The sequence below is a fragment of the Bradyrhizobium sp. 1 genome (assembly GCF_023073315.1).
Taxonomy (GTDB): domain Bacteria; phylum Pseudomonadota; class Alphaproteobacteria; order Rhizobiales; family Xanthobacteraceae; genus Bradyrhizobium.
The window spans coordinates 1-15,629 of record NZ_JADPJH010000028.1 but is presented as its reverse complement, the minus strand read 5'-3'; the positions used below and the strand labels follow the sequence as shown (position 1 = coordinate 15,629).

Sequence of the window (15,629 nt, the reverse complement as noted above, 5' to 3'; positions counted from 1 at the left end):
GCGGAACAAGGGGTTACTAGATGCGCGCGTCCTATCTCTTCACCAGCGAGTCCGTCTCCGAGGGCCATCCGGACAAGGTGTGCGACCGGATTTCCGACGAAATCGTCGATCTGTTCTACCGCGAAGGGCCGAAAGCCGGCATCGATCCGTGGCAGATCCGCGCCGCCTGCGAAACGCTGGCGACCACTAACAAGGTCGTGATCGCCGGTGAGACCCGCGGTCCGTCGTCCGTCACCAACGAGCAGATCGAGGGCGTCGTGCGCGCCGCGATCAAGGACATCGGTTACGAGCAGGAAGGCTTCCACTGGAAGACCGCCGACATCGAGATCCTCTTGCATCCGCAGTCGGCCGACATCGCGCAGGGCGTCGATGCGTTGCAGCCGGGTGAAGTCAAGGAAGAAGGCGCGGGCGACCAGGGCATCATGTTCGGTTACGCCACCAACGAGACGCCCGATCTGATGCCGGCGCCGATCTTCTACGCCCACAAGATCCTGCGCCTGATCTCCGAAGCCCGCCACTCCGGCAAGGAGAAGGTGCTCGGTCCGGATTCCAAGAGCCAGGTCACCGTGCAGTACGAGAACGGCAAGCCGGTCGGCGTGCGCGAGATCGTGGTGTCGCATCAGCATCTGGTCGAGGACATTTCGTCCCAGCAGATCCGCGACATCGTCGAGCCCTATGTGCGCGCGGCGCTGCCGAAGGATTGGATCACCCCGAAGACCATCTGGCACATCAACCCGACCGGCAAGTTCTACATCGGCGGTCCCGACGGCGATTCCGGCCTGACCGGCCGCAAAATCATCGTCGACACCTACGGTGGTGCAGCCCCGCATGGCGGCGGCGCGTTCTCCGGCAAGGATCCGACCAAGGTCGATCGTTCGGCGGCTTACGCTGCGCGCTACGTCGCCAAGAACATCGTGGCCGCCGGTCTCGCCGACCGCTGCACGCTGCAGCTCGCCTACGCCATCGGCGTGGCGCGTCCGCTGTCGATCTACATCGACACCCACGGCACCGGCAAGGTGTCGGAGGACGAGCTCGAGAAGGCTGCCGCCAAGGCGATGGATCTCACGCCGCGCGGTATCCGTTCCCACCTCGATCTCAACCGCCCGATCTACGCGCGCACCTCCGCCTACGGCCATTTCGGCCGCACGCCCGACAACGAGGGCGGCTTCTCCTGGGAGAAGACCGATCTCGTCGAGCAGCTCAAGCGCGCGCTCTGATTTCTGTGCGTCATTCCAGGTTCGCGCGCGAACCCGGAACCCTTCATCCACACGTCGCGATTCCGGGGCGCCTCTTCGAGGTGTCCCGGAATGCCCGTTCAACAACAGGACACTCGCAATGAACGCGAAGCCCGGCTTCACTGATTACATCGTCAAGGACATGTCGCTCGCCGATTTCGGCCGCAAGGAACTCTCGCTCGCCGAGACCGAGATGCCCGGCCTGATGGCCACCCGCGAAGAGTACGGCCCGAAGCAGCCCTTGAAGGGCGCGCGCATCGCCGGCTCGCTGCACATGACGATCCAGACCGGCGTGCTGATCGAGACGCTGGCCGCACTCGGCGCCGACATTCGCTGGGTCTCCTGCAACATCTATTCGACGCAGGATCACGCCGCCGCCGCAATCGCGGCCGCCGGCATTCCTGTATTCGCGGTCAAGGGCGAGAGCCTGACCGAATATTGGGACTACACCGCAAAGCTGTTCGACTGGCACGGCGGCGGTCACCCGAACATGATCCTCGATGACGGCGGCGACGCCACCATGTACGTCCATCTCGGCCTGCGCGCCGAGAACGGCGACGCCGCGTTCCTGGACAAGCCGGGCTCTGAAGAAGAGGAAGTCTTCTTCGCGCTGTTGAAGAAGCAGCTCAAGGACAAGCCGAAGGGCTACTTCGCCGAGATCGCCAAGAGCATCAAGGGCGTTTCCGAAGAGACCACCACGGGCGTGCATCGTCTCTATGACATGCAGAAGGCCGGCACGCTGCTGTGGCCGGCGATCAACGTCAACGACAGCGTCACCAAATCGAAATTCGACAACCTCTATGGCTGCCGTGAATCGCTGGTCGACGGCATCCGCCGCGGCACCGACGTGATGATGTCGGGCAAGGTCGCGATGGTCGCGGGCTTCGGCGACGTCGGCAAAGGCTCGGCCGCCTCGCTGCGCCAGGCCGGCTGCCGCGTGATGGTCTCCGAAGTCGATCCGATCTGCGCGCTGCAGGCCGCGATGGAAGGCTACGAGGTCGTGACCATGGAAGACGCCGCTCCGCGCGCCGACATCTTCGTCACCGCGACCGGGAACAAGGACATCATCACGATCGAGCACATGCGCGCGATGAAGGATCGCGCCATCGTTTGCAACATCGGCCACTTCGACAACGAGATCCAGATCGCGGGTCTGCGTAACCTGAAGTGGACCAACATCAAGCCGCAGGTCGACGAGATCGAATTCCCCGACAAGCACCGCATCATCATGCTGTCGGAGGGCCGCCTCGTGAACCTCGGCAATGCGATGGGCCATCCGTCCTTCGTGATGTCGGCGTCCTTCACCAACCAGACGCTGGCGCAGATCGAGCTCTACGCCAACAACAAGGACGGCAAGTACAAGAAGGAAGTCTACGTGCTGCCGAAGTCGCTGGACGAGAAGGTGGCACGCCTCCACCTCGCCAAGATCGGCGTCAAGCTCACCGAACTGCGCAAGGACCAGGCCGACTACATCGGCGTCAAGCAGGAAGGCCCGTACAAGTCGGACCATTACCGCTACTGAGCCGATCGCATCGAAACATCGGAAGCCCCGGAGAAATCCGGGGCTTTTTCGTTTGTGGACCGGAAGTAGCGGTCCCTCCAGTTGTAGCGGGCCGATTGGCGATTGACGCCCGCCGTCGCCGGTCCGACAATCCTCCCCGGCGGAGGAAACCATGCCACAAGAACATTTCGACGTCGTCATCGTCGGTGCCGGCCTGTCCGGCATCGGCGCGGGCTATCATCTTCAGACGAAGTGCCCGGGCAAGAGCTACGTCATCCTCGAGGGCCGCGACTGCATCGGCGGCACCTGGGATTTGTTTCGCTATCCCGGCATCCGCTCCGACAGCGACATGTTCACGCTCGGCTATTCCTTCAAGCCGTGGACCGATCCGAAGGCGATCGCGGATGGGTCGCAGATCCTGAACTATGTGCGCGAGACGGCAGCCGAGAACGGCATCGAGCAGCACATCCGCTTCCGCCATCGCGTCAAGCGCGCGGCGTGGTCGACATCTGAGGCGCGCTGGACCGTCGAGGTTGAACGCCTCACGGGGGAAGGCGCCACGGAGCTCGCGCGCCTCACCTGCAATTTCCTGTTCATGTGCCCGGGCTATTACAAATACGAGGCGGGCTACACGCCTGAGTTTTCGGGCGCAGCCGACTTCGCCGGCCGCATCGTGCATCCGCAGAAATGGACCGAGGACATCGACTATGCGGGAAAACGCGTCGTCGTGATCGGCTCGGGCGCGACCGCGGTGACGCTGGTGCCGGAGCTTGCCAAGACCGCGGCGCAGGTCACCATGCTGCAGCGCTCGCCGACCTATGTGGTGTCGCGCCCGGCGCAGGATCCTGTCGCCAACAAGCTGCGCCGCAATCTGCCGACGCGGCTTGCCTATCATGTCATCCGCTGGCGCAACGTGATGTGGGGGATGTTCTTCTTCCAGCTCAGCCGGCGCCGCCCGGACAAGGTGAAGAACCTGATCCTCGGCGGCGTCCGGATGGCGCTCGGTCCGGACTACGACGTCGCGACGCATTTCACGCCGAGCTACAATCCCTGGGACCAGCGGCTCTGCCTCGTGCCTGATGGCGATTTGTTCAAGGCGATCCGCGAGCAGCGCGCCTCTGTCGTCACCAACGAGATCGATAGTTTTACGCGCGACGGCATCCGCCTGAAGGACGGCAGCGAGCTTGCGGCCGACATCATGGTGACGGCGACGGGGCTGGTGCTGCAGGTCGTTGGCGGTCTCGAGGTCAGCGTCGATGGCCGCGCCGTCGATTTCGCCAACACGCTGACCTACAAGGGCATGATGTATGCGGACGTGCCGAACATGGCGTCGGCCTTCGGCTACACCAATGCCTCCTGGACGCTGAAATGCGATCTCACTTGCGAATATGTCTGCCGTCTCATCAACTACATGGACCGGCACAATTTCCGCCAGTGCATGCCGCATAATGACGACCCCGAGATCACCGCGCAGCCGTCGCTCGATTTCACCTCGGGCTATGTGCAGCGCTCGATCGCGAAGATGCCGAAGCAAGGCTCGAAGCAACCGTGGCGGCTGTACCAGAACTACGCGTTCGACATCGTCTCCCTGCGCTTCGGCAAGATCGACGACGGCGTGATGCAGTATTCCTGATCACGTCGCCGCTGGCTACTCTGCCTTGCGCGTGGTGAGCGCGTTCGATGCGCTCGCCGGCCGTCCGTCAATGGCCGGCGCTCTGGCCGCCGTCGACATGCAGGATCTCGCCGGTCACGAAGGAGGCACCCTCGAGATAGAGCACGGCATCGACGATGTCGGATATCTCGCCCATGTGGCCGACCGGGTGCAGCGCGCCGAGTTGGGCGTGCGTCGCCACCGGATGCATCGGCGATTTGATAATGCCGGGCGACACCGCGTTCACGCGGATGCCGCGCTTGGCGTATTCGATCGCGAGCGACCTGGTCGCAGCGCTCAGCCCGCCCTTGCTCAGCGAGGCCAGCACCGAAGGCACATTCGAATTGGCCTGGTCGACCAGCGTCGTCGTGATCTGGACGACGTGGCCAGAACCCTGCTTCTCCATCTCGGCGATGGCGAGCTGTGTGATGTTGAAAAAACCGGCGACATTGGTCCCCATCACCGCGGCGTAGTCCTCGGCCGAGTACTGCGTGAATGGCTTGGCGACGAAGATGCCGGCATTGTTGACCAGCGTGTCCACGCGACCGAAGCGGGCGACGGCTTGGGAGACCACGCGCTCCGCAGTGGCCCGATCGGCGATGTCGCCGGGAACGGCGAGGACATCGTCATCGCCCGACGGTTTGATGGAGCGTGCCGTCGCGACGACGCGATAATTGCGATCGCGAAAACCCTGGACCAGGGCGGCGCCGATGCCCTGCGATGCACCGGTGATAATGGCGACCTTCTGCTCGATACCCATGAGGGACTCCTGTTGTTGCCTTCCTGCGCCAGCAGCGGCTGGCTTGCCTGCTGAGATACGCCGCAGCGGCCCGGCTGCGAATACACGTTGTCCGGCAGACACTGTTACGCGGTGCGAACGAATGCCGGATCGGCCCTTTGCGCCTTTTGGCGGCAGTTGTCGCGGCGATGGGGAACGCCTAGCCTGTCACGGGAATTTGACGGGGTGGCGGGAAGGCATGGATCGTCTGGATGCGATGCAGGTGTTCGTCCTTGCGGTGGACGAGGGCAGCCTGGCGGGCGCGGGACGCAAGCTCGGCCGTTCGCCGGCGGCGGTGAGCCGCGCCATTGCCTTCCTGGAGGAGCGGGTCGGCGCCGAGCTGCTGCACCGGACCACGCGCTCGATCAGGCTGAGCGAGGAGGGCGAGCGCTATGTCGCGATCTGCCGCCGCGTGCTCACGGAGTTGGAAGAGGTCGAGGACATCGCGGCCGGACCGCGCACGGCGCCGCGGGGTTTGCTCACGCTTACTGCGCCTGTGGTCTCGGGCGAGATGGTGCTTCGGCCGATCCTCGATGCGTTTCTCGACGCCTACCCGACCGTGTCGGCAAAGCTCCTGCTGTTCGATCGCGCGGTCAATCTGATCGAGGAGGGCGTCGACGTCGCGCTCCGCATCGGTCCTCTCGTGGATTCGGCGATGGTGGCGATGCGGGTCGGCGGGATCAGCCGCGTCGTGGTGGCTGCTCCCCGCTATCTGAAGCAGCATCCGCGCATCACCGAGCCCGGCGATCTCGCAAAACATCAGATAGTGGCGATGGCGCATCTGCCCAATTCCTGGACGTTTGCGCCGCAGGCCGGCTCATCGGCTGCGCGCACGGTACAGTTCACCCCGCGGCTCGTCGTCAACAGCACCTATGCGGCGGTGGCTTCCACCGTGGCCGGGCGGGGCGTGGCGCGGATGTATTCGTACCAGGTGGCTGCGGAGGTCGCGCGTGGCGAGCTCGAGATCGTACTGGCCGACGATGAGGATCCGGAGATGCCCGCGCACCTGATCAGCCCGCAAGGGCGGCTTTCGGTGCCCAAGGTGCGGGCGTTCGCCGACTTTGCCGTGCCCCGGCTCAAGAAGCAGTTTGTGCTGCTGAAGAAGAGCACCAGCGCGCGCTGATCCGCGGCGCCCCTGCAATGCGTTGTTTCGCGTATACGGACGCCCACCTGAATCAGCCATGTTGCCCGAACGGTTAACGCCGGATTAACCGGTGAGTCCTAGCCTGTCTCGGCCGGGGTTACTCGCAAGGCCGAGGTGAGCCCAATGGAAGCCCAGAAGATCGCGGTCGACGCCGTCGTCGCGTTGACCGATTGCGACCGCGACGCCGTCATCGCCTTCATCCGCCGGCTTTATCTGGCCGGCGTCACCGACCCCAAGCGCCTGACCTTCAAGGGTCTCCAGGCGCTGTCGCGGGCGTGATGCGGCACGCACGCAATCGAATCTACTGGATGGTCGGATCGTTGATCCGGATCGAGGTGACGCGGTCCTCCCGCACCTCGAACGAGAACGGCCAGGGCGCGTAGGTCCAGAGCTCGGTCTTCTCGAGCCCGCTCGGCCCGACATGGACGAGACTGCCGAACCGCGCCAGAAGCCTTTCCGTGCTGTGGCCGAGATTGAGCTGGTTGAAGCTGTAGCCGGGGGCCGGTGCCGGCCCGCTGATCTGAAGCGCGATCACGCGGTTCGCTTTCACCGTTGTGATTGCGCGCGGCAGGGCGCGGGACGTCCCAATCACAACCTGCGGAACAGCCTCAGGATGCACGCCAATATCTTGCAGCTCGGGCCGGCTCGGAGTAGATCACGTTCCCGGCTGGGTTACTCGGGATTTGGGGAAATGCTGAAGCAGCTTTTTGCACCGCAACTCGTCATTTTGTATGTGCTTGCGGCTTCGACGATTTACGTTCACTTCCGCGGCAAGCAGCGGCTGCGCTTCGCGCGCCAGCTCGGCGACCATTCGACCTATCTCGCGCCCTACAATGTGCTGATGTATGCCGGCTCGGCCGTGCCGAACAAGCCGGTGATCTCGGTCGAGCAATTTCCCGAGCTGAAACCGCTCAGCGAGAACTGGGAGACCATTCGCGGCGAGGCGGTGCGCCTGTTCGACGAAGGTTTTATTCGCGCGGCCGCGAAGAACAACGACTGGGGTTTCTACTCGTTCTTCAAGAGCGGCTGGAAGCGGTTTTACCTGAAATGGTACGACGACTTCCTGCCGTCAGCGAACACACTGTGTCCGAAGACGGTGGACCTGCTCAAGTCGATCCCGAGCGTGCACGGCGCGATGTTCGCGATGCTGCCGCCGGGCGGCAAGCTCGGCGCGCATCGCGATCCCTTCGCCGGCTCGCTGCGCTATCACCTCGGCCTGGTCACACCGAACTCGAACAAGTGCCGCATCCTCGTCGACGGCGTCGAATGCGTCTGGCGCGACGGCGAGGCTTTTATGTTCGACGAAACCTTCATCCACAGCGCGGAAAACCAGACCGACGTTAACCGCATCATCCTGTTCTGCGACGTCGAGCGGCCGATGAAGTACGGCTTCATGACCGCGATCAACCGCTGGGTCAGCCACCACATCGTCAAGGCGTCGGCGACCCAGAACGTCGACGGCGAGAGCGTCGGCGTGCTCAACAAGGTGTTCGGCAAGCTCTACGAGATCCATCTTGCCAGCCGCAAGGTCAAGGCTTGGAACCGCAGCGTCTACTACACGCTGAAATACTCGCTGACGGCGCTGGTTCTTGGTCTCATCGTGTTTTCGGCGTTGCAGTGACGTAGGTGCGTAGGGTGGATCAGCGCAGCGTAATCCACCATTCGGTGCATCGATAATTGACGCTTCGCGATGCGTTGGCGGATTACGCTTCGCTAATCCGCCCTACGATTTTCACGCCGGCTGGGCGCCAGTGTTGATGATCGTGCCCACATGCTGCCCACGCAGCGCTGCACTGATCCGGCCCGGCACGAGGCCGTTCACGACCTGCACACGCGCGATGTGCCGTGCATTTGCCATCACCTCCAGCAGCGCGGGATCGAATGGCAGCGTGCCCTTCAGCTTCGCAAGCTCCGCAAAGCTGGTCTCTTTCAAGAGTTCTGCCTTCTTGCCGTCGGCGCCATTGGGATCGGTGGTGCAGACGCCGTCGACGTCCTCCACGATCGTGAGGCCCGCGGCCCCGAGCGCATCGGCGAGCAGGAAGGCGCCCGTGTCAGCCCGATGCAGCGGGATGCGCGACGTCGGGAATTCGTGATGGTGATAGGGCGGGAAGGCGCTGCCGACGACAGCGCGCGCCGCGCTGAGGTGGATGGCGAGCTGGCTCGCGATGGTGGGATGCTCGACATAGGAGACGCCCTCCGGCGCGAGCAGGCTGGCGAGGATGTGGCCGTTCTGGCCGGCCTCGCTTGCGGCGAGCGGCGCGAGCGAGCCGACGGGAAGCCCGAGGTCGAGACCGACGCTGTAGAGATGGCGCGCGCGGATGCCGGCACCGGCCAAGATGAGCAGGCGGTGCTCGGTCAAGAGCGAGCGCAACTCATCGACGAGCGGAAGGATCGCCTCGTGACCGCGATCCATGATGCGGCCGCCGATCTTGATGACCTGCAACCAGGGCAGCAGCTTGATCGGACGGTTGCCGGCAACGGGACGGGTGAGGTCGCTGTCGAGCAAGGTCTGGCGCGCGAGCGGCGAGGCGACGTGCTTGATCTGGTTGGTCTCAGCCATGACGGTGCTCTCTTCAACTCGCGGTGATGATGGTGCCGACATGCTCGCCCGCGAGCGCGCGGGTGAGATTGCCGGGGACGAGGCCATTGACGATCTGCACTTCGCGGACGTGGCGCGAGGCCGTGAGGAGATCGAGCACCGGGAATTCGAGGATCGAATCCTGCAGGCCTTTGGCCTTCATCTCGGCCACTGAAATTTTGGGAATGAAGGTGGCGTTCTTCGACGTCTTCGGGTTCGCGGTGTAGAGGCCGTTCTCGTCCTTCACATAAATCATCGCCTTGCAGCCGAACTGTTCGGCGACGAGGAAGCATCCGGCATCGGTGCGGTAGGGCGGGATCACGCCTTCGGCTGCGGGCCGCATCCACAGGCTATAGGGCGGCATGCCGCTGAAAATCACCGCGTTCACCTCGGCGAGGAACAGCGGCACGGAGGAGAGCCCGGCGCTGCTGACAGCGGAGATGCCGTGCTTGGCAAGCAGCTGCCCGAGCATCGCGGCGTTCTGGTCGGCGACGGAGGCGCCGAGCTGCGACAGCACGCCGGCCGGCAGGCGCAGTCCCGCTGCGATCGAATAGAGATGCCGTGCGCGGGTGCCGGCACCGGTTCCGATCAAGAGCTTGTGCGCCTTGCGGGCGGCGACGATCTCCTCGACCATGGGATAGACCGCGGCACGGCCGCGATCGATCATGCTCTGGCCGCCGATCTTGATTACCGTGGCGTCAGGCAGGATGCGGAAGTCCGACGCCTTCTCCGCTGCGGCGACCAGCTGCGGGTCGGTCAGCGAGCGCTGCATCAGCAGCCCTTCCAGCTCCGTGGTGGTGGTCGACATCCGAGACATCCTCTCGTGTTCTAAAGCAGTCCTGACGATGGACCCGTCGGTCCTGACCGTGGCGCGAGTCTTGCTGCATACTTCGCCGCATGGCAACAAGATGCCGCGATTTAACGACCAAACATGGAGCAGGCAATGGCCCCGCTGCCACTTGCGAACACCGAGACTGTTCAATTTTTCCACGCGTGGCTGGATACCTTCTCAGGCTATGTCCGCGAGGTCGACTACGCCTCGGCACGGCCGCTCTTTCACCCCGAGGTGCTTGCCTTCGGCACACATAACGATGTCATCCCCGGCCTTGACCAATGGGTCATGACGCAATGGAATAATGTCTGGCCGAAGACGAGCGATTTCCGTTTCGTGCTCGACCAGACCTCGGTTCTGGCGTCACCCGATGGCGCGATGGCAACCGTGATCGCGCCGTGGACGAGCACGGGCTACAATCCCGACGGCAGTGCGTTCCCGCGCCCCGGCCGGGCAACGATGATCTTTTCGAAGAATGGCGATGGCTGGCTGTGTGTGCATTCTCACATGTCGCTCAATCGCGGCGTGCCGCAGACGAGCCATGCCAATCGGCCGGTGAAGGCCTGGTAGGTCGTAGGGTGGATTAGCGAAGCGTAATCCACCATTCGCTGTCGATATCGGAAACGAGATGCGAATGGTCGATATGGACGACGAAGCGGTGAGGATGACCGACCTTCTTCGCGGGAAAGCGGTTAAGGTAATTAAGCGCCACCGGACTCAAGAGGTGATGATCGAATTTGAAGACGGAATACGCCTGTACGTTGACCGAACGGGTGAAGGGCTCGAATTCTCGATTACTGAAGGTAGGACGGCGGAATAGCCGAAGGCACATTCCGCGCTGTCACTCGTGGCGAGCATGATGGCGGATTACGCTTCGCTAATCCGCCCTACAAATCGAGCGCTACTCCGGCTGGCCGATGCTCACTTCCAGCGTGCCGACACCGTCGACGCCGCATGCGAGCTTGTCGCCGGGCTGGAGTTGCGACACGCCGGCCGGCGTGCCCGTCATGATGATATCGCCGGCGGCGAGCTTCACCTGCTGCGAGAGCTGCCAGATGGTCTCGGGCACATTCCAGATCATCTGCTCGAGGTCGCCCGTCTGGGCTTCCTTGCCGTTGACGGTAAGCCAGATCCTGCCCTTGGAGGGATGGCCGATCTTCGAGGCCGGCTGTATCGCGGAGGCGGGCGCGGAGCCGTCGAACGACTTGCCGATCTCCCACGGGCGCTCCTTCTTGCGCGAGGCGATCTGCAGGTCGCGGCGGGTGAGATCGATGCCGACGGCGTAGCCGTAGACGTGATCGAGCGCCTTGTCGGCGGCAATGTTGAGGCCGCCGCTCTTGAGCGCGACGATCAGCTCGATCTCGTGATGCAGATCCTTGGTCAGCGGCGGATAGGGAATGGTGGCACCATTCGGCACCAGCATGTCGGCGTGCTTGGCGAAGAAGAACGGCGGCGCGCGCTCGTCGTTGCCCATCTCGCGGATGTGCTCGAGATAGTTGCGGCCGACGCACCAGATGCGGCGGACCGGAAACAGGCCGTTTTCCCCGACGACGGGAAGCGAAGCCTGGTGCGGAAGCGGGATGACGTAGGAGGCGGCGTTCATGAGGCGATCTCGCTGCTCTTGAGGTGAAACGAACTCTATGCGGTTGCGCTGATCGGCGCCAGAGCGCCGGCGTGATGATGTTGCAGGCGGAAGAACGAGGCGTAGCGGCCGGAGCGGCGCAGCAGCTCGTCATGCCGGCCCTGCTCGACGATCTCACCGCCCTCGACCACCAGGATCGCATCCGCATGCATGATGGTGTGCAGGCGGTGCGCGATCACGATGGTGGTGCGGTTCTGGCAGAGATGCTCGATCGCTTCCTGCACCTGCCGCTCGGACTCCGAATCCAGCGCTGCGGTGGCTTCGTCCAAGAGGATGATCGGCGCGTTCTTGATCAGCGCGCGCGCCACCGCGATGCGCTGGCGCTGGCCGCCCGACAGCTGCGTGCCATGCTCGCCGACCGGCGTGTCATAGCCGAGCGGGAAGCCCATGATGAAATCATGCGCGCAGGCCGCTTTCGCGGCGTCGATGATCTCGTTCTCGCTCGCGCCCGGCTTGCCGAAGGCGATGTTGCTGCGGATGGTGTCGCGGAACAGATAGACGTCCTGGCCGACATAGGCGGTCTGAGCACGCAACGATTTGCGCGAGACCGCGTTGATCGACTGTCCGTCGATCACGATATCGCCTTGCGTCACTTCGTAGAAGCGCAGCAGCAGGCCCAGCACCGTCGACTTGCCGCCGCCGGAGGGGCCGACCAGCGCGGTGACCTTGCCAGGCTCGGCGACAAAGCTCATGCGGTTGAGCACGGTCTCATTGGCGCGATAGCAGAAGCTGACGTCGCGCAGCTCGATCCGCGCGTCCGACAGTTTGAGCGCCGGCTTGTCATCGTCGGAGTGCTCGCTCGCCGGGCTGTCGACGACTTCGAGCAGCATGCGCGCGCCCACGAGCTGGCTGTTGAGGTCGATGTTGAGTCGCGCCAGCCGTTTGGCCGGCTCGGTCGCCATCAGGAAGGCGGTCATGAAGGAGAAGAACGCGCCGGGCGTGGCATTGAGCGCGACCACGCTGTAGCCGCCATAGAGCAAACAGCCGGCGACGGCAAAGCCGCCAAGCATCTCCATCAGCGGATTGGAGCGGTTGGCGACGCGAGCCATCTTGTTGGCGTTGCGCTCGACGATCGCGATGTTCTCGTCGATGCGGCTCTGCATGGCCTCTTCGAGCGTGAACGCCTTGACGGTGCGGATGCCTTGCAGCGATTCCTGCATCGTCTCCATGATGTCGGCGGTGCCGGTGAACTGGTTGTAGGCGAGGCCCTTGATGCGCTTGACCAGCTTGCGCAGCACCAGCATCGCCGGAGGCACAGCGACGAGGCCGATCAGCGACATCAGCGGATCCTGCCATACCATCACGCCGATCATGGCAAGCAGCATCATGAGGTCGCGGCCGACGGCGTTGACCAGCATGTTGAGCACATCGGTGATGGATTTTGCGCCGGCCGTCAGCCGCGCCAGGAATTCAGACGAATGCCGCTCGGAGAAGAAGCCGACGCTCTCGCGCATCAGCTTTGCGAACAGCTGGCGCTGGTTGGTGGCGAGGATGGCGTTCGATATCTTGGTCAGGATCACCATGTGGCCGTAGGTGGCCACGCCCTTGATGAAGAGCAGGATCACCGTGATGCCCGAGAACATCGCGATGCCCGGGATGTTCTTGTCGACATAGGCCTGGTTGATGACCTGGCCGAGCACGTAGGTCGCGCCCGCGGTCGAGCCCGCGGCAAGCGCCATCAGCGCGAAGGCGACGAGGTAGCGCCGCCAGTAGACGATGCCTTGTTCCGTGACCAGGCGGCGAACGAGAACCGCTGCCGCATAGGGATCGTCGGTGATTTTCTTTGGAAACTGGGCCATCCGGTGTCCATTGACGGCGCAGGGAAAGGCCTGCGCGCGCGTCAGGGATCGAATGGCCTCTGTGCCCGCTCAAGCGGGGTTTTTCAAGCCCAATTAAGGGCTTGCGTTGGGAGGGAATCTAGGCCGAGGCGGCGTGGCGGAGCTCGCCATGGCGCTCGCGGTACAGCTTGTCCTCCCAGGCCAGCGCGTGGGCCGCGATGGTCTCGAGGTCCTCGTATTGCGGCTTCCAGTCGAGCAGGCCGCGAATGCGGCTGGTGTCGGCAACCATGGTCATGATGTCGCCGGGCCGGCGCGGAGCATATTGCACGGCGAAGCTGCGGCCCGAAACCCTACGCACCGCGTCGATGGTCTCCAGCACCGAATAGCCGCGGCCATAGCCGCAATTCAGCGTGGTCGAGGCGCCGCCATTGCGCAGATATGCCAGCGCCGAGCGATGGGCCTGCGACAGGTCCGTAACGTGGATGAAGTCGCGGATGCAGCTGCCGTCCTGGGTCGGATAGTCGGTGCCGAACACGTCGATCTTGGCGCGCTGGCCGGTCGCGGCTTCGACCGCGATCTTGAGCAGATGCGTGGCGCCGGCGGTGGCAAGGCCAATGCGGGCCTGCGGGTCGGCGCCGGCGACGTTGAAATAGCGCAGGGTCACGTACTGCATGCCGTAGGCGGCGGCGACGTCGTGCAGCATGATCTCGGTCATCAGCTTCGACGAGCCGTAGGGCGACAGCGGCCGCGTCGGCGCGTGCTCGGGCACCGGCACCTGGTCCGGATCGCCGTAGACGGCGGCGGTCGAGGAGAAGATGAAACGGCTGATGCCGCGCTTGACCGCGACATTGAGCAGGTTGCGCGCGGTGGTGAAATTGTTGCGGTAGTAGCCGAGCGGATCGCGCATCGAATCCGGCACGACGACCGAGCCCGCGAAATGGATGATGCTCTCGATGTTGTGCTGGGCGATCACGCCTTCGAGCAGATTCTCGTCGCCGGCATCGCCGATGAACAGCGGCACGCCCTCGGGCAGGTAGGCCGAGAAACCGGTCGAGAGATCGTCGATCACGACCACGTCCTCGCCGGCTTCCGCCAGCGCCAGGACCGTGTGACTTCCGATATAGCCGGCGCCGCCGGTGACTAGCACAGTCATGATCTCACCCGTCTTCGATCAACGCGGGATGCTAGCGTTTACGTGGTGAAGAGGGGGTATCGGCGTGGCTGAACTGGTCACTATGCTTAATGTTGCGTATAGGGGGCTTCTGAGATGGAGCGTGACGTGGCGAATTCCCCCGGCGATCTCGAAGTGATCGTGCCAAATCTGCACAGGCGCTATTCCGGGGTCACCGCGACCAACCGGATGGTGGCGCCGCGGCTGGCGAAACTGTACCGCGCGGCATGGTTCGGCTCGGACGCGCCGGAGGGGATCGCGCGGCTGAGCATGACCGATCTCCTGAACTTGTGGCGTCGCAAGCGGCCTCTGATCTGGCACGCGCGGCGCAATAACGAGATGATCGCAGGCGTGATCCTGCGCGCGCTCGGCTGGCCGCTCAAGCTCGTGTTCACTTCGGCGGCGCAGCGGCATCACAGTTGGATCACGCGCTGGCTGATCCGGCGCATGGACGCGATCATCGCGACGTCGGACATGTCGGCATCGTTCCTAAAAGTGCAGGCGACGGTGATCCCGCACGGCGTCGACACCGATGTCTACGCGCCGCCGATCGATCGCGCCGCGGCCTTCGCCGAAGCCGCGCTGCCGGGCCGCTACGCCATCGGCTGTTTTGGTCGCGTGCGCGCGCAGAAGGGCACGGATCTGTTCGTCGATGCGATGTGCCGGCTATTGCCGCGCTATCCGGATTTCACCGCTGTCATCGTCGGTCAGGTCACGGCCGAACAGACGCGCTTTGCGAACGACCTGAAGAAGCGCATCGAAACAGCCGGCTTGCAATCGCGCATCGTCATCACCGGTGAGTTGGAGATCGAACAGGTGCAGCGCTGGTATCAGCGCCTGACGATCTACGCTTTCACTTCACGCAACGAAGGTTTTGGCCTGACGCTGATCGAGGCGATGGCTGCGGGTAGTGCGCTGGTCGCCGCGCGTGCCGGCGCGGCGGAGCTCGTGGTCGAGGACGGCGTGACCGGCGTGCTGATCCCGACGGGCGATGCCGATGCGCTGGCTGCGGCGCTCGAGCCGCTGATGCGCGATGTGGCTGCCGCGACCGCCATGGGCGAGCGGGGGCGGGCGCGGGTGCTTGCGAAGTTCAGCCTCGATGCCGAAGCGGCGCGGATCGGCGAGGTCTATCGGCCGCTGCTTTGACGTGCTGCTTTTCGCAACGAAAACAAAAATACCGAAAACAACCCCATGCACAGTAGGCGGCGATAACGAAATCAATGAGTTGACTGCCGGTTTAATAAAATTCTGATTTTACGAAATCCATTTGACACGTCGAGGCTGAGCAAGAATTGGTCGTTGGCGGCCTTAGGCGATGG

Annotated in this window: 16 protein-coding genes; 9 read left to right on the top strand and 7 right to left on the bottom strand. The window is 63.8% G+C overall.

The window, feature by feature from the left end; all coding sequences use genetic code 11:
• Positions 1–20: 20 nt before the first annotated feature.
• From metK to IVB29_RS22455, 3 genes are all read left to right on the top strand, one after another.
• Entirely contained in the window at positions 21–1,217 is a 1,197-nt protein-coding gene (gene metK, locus IVB29_RS22465; RefSeq protein WP_247505582.1) for a methionine adenosyltransferase, read from the top strand.
• 118 nt (positions 1,218–1,335) lie between these two features.
• Positions 1,336–2,757 (top strand): adenosylhomocysteinase, encoded by a 1,422-nt coding sequence (gene ahcY / locus IVB29_RS22460; RefSeq protein WP_247505581.1) that lies wholly within the window; start codon positions 1,336–1,338, stop codon positions 2,755–2,757.
• Positions 2,758–2,908: 151 nt separating this feature from the next.
• Entirely contained in the window at positions 2,909–4,369 is a 1,461-nt protein-coding gene (locus tag IVB29_RS22455; RefSeq protein ID WP_247505580.1) for an NAD(P)/FAD-dependent oxidoreductase, read from the top strand.
• Positions 4,370–4,436: 67 nt separating this feature from the next.
• On the opposite strand, the gene IVB29_RS22450 is transcribed toward IVB29_RS22455, so the two are convergent.
• The gene (locus IVB29_RS22450; protein WP_247505579.1) at positions 4,437–5,147 is read right to left on the bottom strand and encodes an SDR family oxidoreductase; all 711 of its coding nucleotides are present in this window, start codon (positions 5,145–5,147) and stop codon (positions 4,437–4,439) included.
• A 217-nt stretch (positions 5,148–5,364) separates the two neighbouring features.
• On the opposite strand from IVB29_RS22450, the gene IVB29_RS22445 reads away from it, so the two are divergent.
• Positions 5,365–6,288, top strand: coding sequence for a LysR family transcriptional regulator (locus IVB29_RS22445; protein WP_247505578.1), 924 nt, complete (start codon positions 5,365–5,367; stop codon positions 6,286–6,288).
• 144 nt (positions 6,289–6,432) lie between these two features.
• Complete coding sequence (locus IVB29_RS22440; protein ID WP_014493894.1) at positions 6,433–6,588, top strand: hypothetical protein; 156 nt, start codon at positions 6,433–6,435, stop codon at positions 6,586–6,588.
• A gap of 22 nt (positions 6,589–6,610) precedes the next feature.
• Here IVB29_RS22440 and IVB29_RS22435 read toward each other — a convergent pair whose 3' ends face one another.
• A complete protein-coding gene (locus IVB29_RS22435; RefSeq protein WP_247505577.1) occupies positions 6,611–6,859 on the bottom strand; it encodes a hypothetical protein in 249 nt (82 codons plus the stop codon).
• A gap of 141 nt (positions 6,860–7,000) precedes the next feature.
• Here IVB29_RS22435 and IVB29_RS22430 point away from each other — a divergent pair, with 141 nt between their 5' ends.
• Complete coding sequence (locus tag IVB29_RS22430; protein WP_247505576.1) at positions 7,001–7,930, top strand: aspartyl/asparaginyl beta-hydroxylase domain-containing protein; 930 nt, start codon at positions 7,001–7,003, stop codon at positions 7,928–7,930.
• A gap of 111 nt (positions 7,931–8,041) precedes the next feature.
• Here IVB29_RS22430 and IVB29_RS22425 read toward each other — a convergent pair whose 3' ends face one another.
• A complete protein-coding gene (locus tag IVB29_RS22425) occupies positions 8,042–8,869 on the bottom strand; it encodes a molybdenum storage protein subunit alpha (RefSeq protein ID WP_247505575.1) in 828 nt (275 codons plus the stop codon).
• 13 nt (positions 8,870–8,882) lie between these two features.
• Positions 8,883–9,695, bottom strand: coding sequence for a uridine kinase (locus IVB29_RS22420; protein WP_247505574.1), 813 nt, complete (start codon positions 9,693–9,695; stop codon positions 8,883–8,885).
• A 135-nt stretch (positions 9,696–9,830) separates the two neighbouring features.
• Here IVB29_RS22420 and IVB29_RS22415 point away from each other — a divergent pair, with 135 nt between their 5' ends.
• Both IVB29_RS22415 and IVB29_RS22410 read left to right on the top strand, forming a co-directional pair.
• Positions 9,831–10,289, top strand: coding sequence for a nuclear transport factor 2 family protein (locus IVB29_RS22415; RefSeq protein ID WP_247505573.1), 459 nt, complete (start codon positions 9,831–9,833; stop codon positions 10,287–10,289).
• Between the two features lie 64 nt (positions 10,290–10,353).
• A complete protein-coding gene (locus tag IVB29_RS22410) occupies positions 10,354–10,539 on the top strand; it encodes a hypothetical protein (RefSeq protein ID WP_247505572.1) in 186 nt (61 codons plus the stop codon).
• Between the two features lie 81 nt (positions 10,540–10,620).
• Here IVB29_RS22410 and IVB29_RS22405 read toward each other — a convergent pair whose 3' ends face one another.
• The 3 genes from IVB29_RS22405 to galE form a co-directional block, all read right to left on the bottom strand.
• Entirely contained in the window at positions 10,621–11,322 is a 702-nt protein-coding gene (locus IVB29_RS22405) for a fumarylacetoacetate hydrolase family protein (RefSeq protein WP_247505571.1), read from the bottom strand.
• Between the two features lie 35 nt (positions 11,323–11,357).
• Entirely contained in the window at positions 11,358–13,160 is a 1,803-nt protein-coding gene (locus IVB29_RS22400) for an ABC transporter ATP-binding protein (protein WP_247505570.1), read from the bottom strand.
• A gap of 118 nt (positions 13,161–13,278) precedes the next feature.
• The gene (galE, locus tag IVB29_RS22395; RefSeq protein WP_247505569.1) at positions 13,279–14,292 is read right to left on the bottom strand and encodes a UDP-glucose 4-epimerase GalE; all 1,014 of its coding nucleotides are present in this window, start codon (positions 14,290–14,292) and stop codon (positions 13,279–13,281) included.
• Positions 14,293–14,418: 126 nt separating this feature from the next.
• Between galE and IVB29_RS22390 the strand changes: the two genes are divergently transcribed.
• The gene (locus tag IVB29_RS22390; RefSeq protein ID WP_247505568.1) at positions 14,419–15,456 is read left to right on the top strand and encodes a glycosyltransferase family 4 protein; all 1,038 of its coding nucleotides are present in this window, start codon (positions 14,419–14,421) and stop codon (positions 15,454–15,456) included.
• Positions 15,457–15,629 lie beyond the last annotated feature (173 nt).

Coding starts and splice junctions, on each gene's coding strand:
- metK (WP_247505582.1), top strand. CDS start 21: ATGCGCGCGTCCTATCTCTTCACCAGCGAGTCCGTCTCCGAGGGCCAT.
- ahcY (WP_247505581.1), top strand. CDS start 1,336: ATGAACGCGAAGCCCGGCTTCACTGATTACATCGTCAAGGACATGTCG.
- IVB29_RS22455 (WP_247505580.1), top strand. CDS start 2,909: ATGCCACAAGAACATTTCGACGTCGTCATCGTCGGTGCCGGCCTGTCC.
- IVB29_RS22450 (WP_247505579.1), bottom strand. CDS start 5,147: ATGGGTATCGAGCAGAAGGTCGCCATTATCACCGGTGCATCGCAGGGC.
- IVB29_RS22445 (WP_247505578.1), top strand. CDS start 5,365: ATGGATCGTCTGGATGCGATGCAGGTGTTCGTCCTTGCGGTGGACGAG.
- IVB29_RS22440 (WP_014493894.1), top strand. CDS start 6,433: ATGGAAGCCCAGAAGATCGCGGTCGACGCCGTCGTCGCGTTGACCGAT.
- IVB29_RS22430 (WP_247505576.1), top strand. CDS start 7,001: ATGCTGAAGCAGCTTTTTGCACCGCAACTCGTCATTTTGTATGTGCTT.
- IVB29_RS22425 (WP_247505575.1), bottom strand. CDS start 8,869: ATGGCTGAGACCAACCAGATCAAGCACGTCGCCTCGCCGCTCGCGCGC.
- IVB29_RS22420 (WP_247505574.1), bottom strand. CDS start 9,695: ATGTCGACCACCACCACGGAGCTGGAAGGGCTGCTGATGCAGCGCTCG.
- IVB29_RS22415 (WP_247505573.1), top strand. CDS start 9,831: ATGGCCCCGCTGCCACTTGCGAACACCGAGACTGTTCAATTTTTCCAC.
- IVB29_RS22410 (WP_247505572.1), top strand. CDS start 10,354: ATGGTCGATATGGACGACGAAGCGGTGAGGATGACCGACCTTCTTCGC.
- IVB29_RS22405 (WP_247505571.1), bottom strand. CDS start 11,322: ATGAACGCCGCCTCCTACGTCATCCCGCTTCCGCACCAGGCTTCGCTT.
- IVB29_RS22400 (WP_247505570.1), bottom strand. CDS start 13,160: ATGGCCCAGTTTCCAAAGAAAATCACCGACGATCCCTATGCGGCAGCG.
- galE (WP_247505569.1), bottom strand. CDS start 14,292: ATGACTGTGCTAGTCACCGGCGGCGCCGGCTATATCGGAAGTCACACG.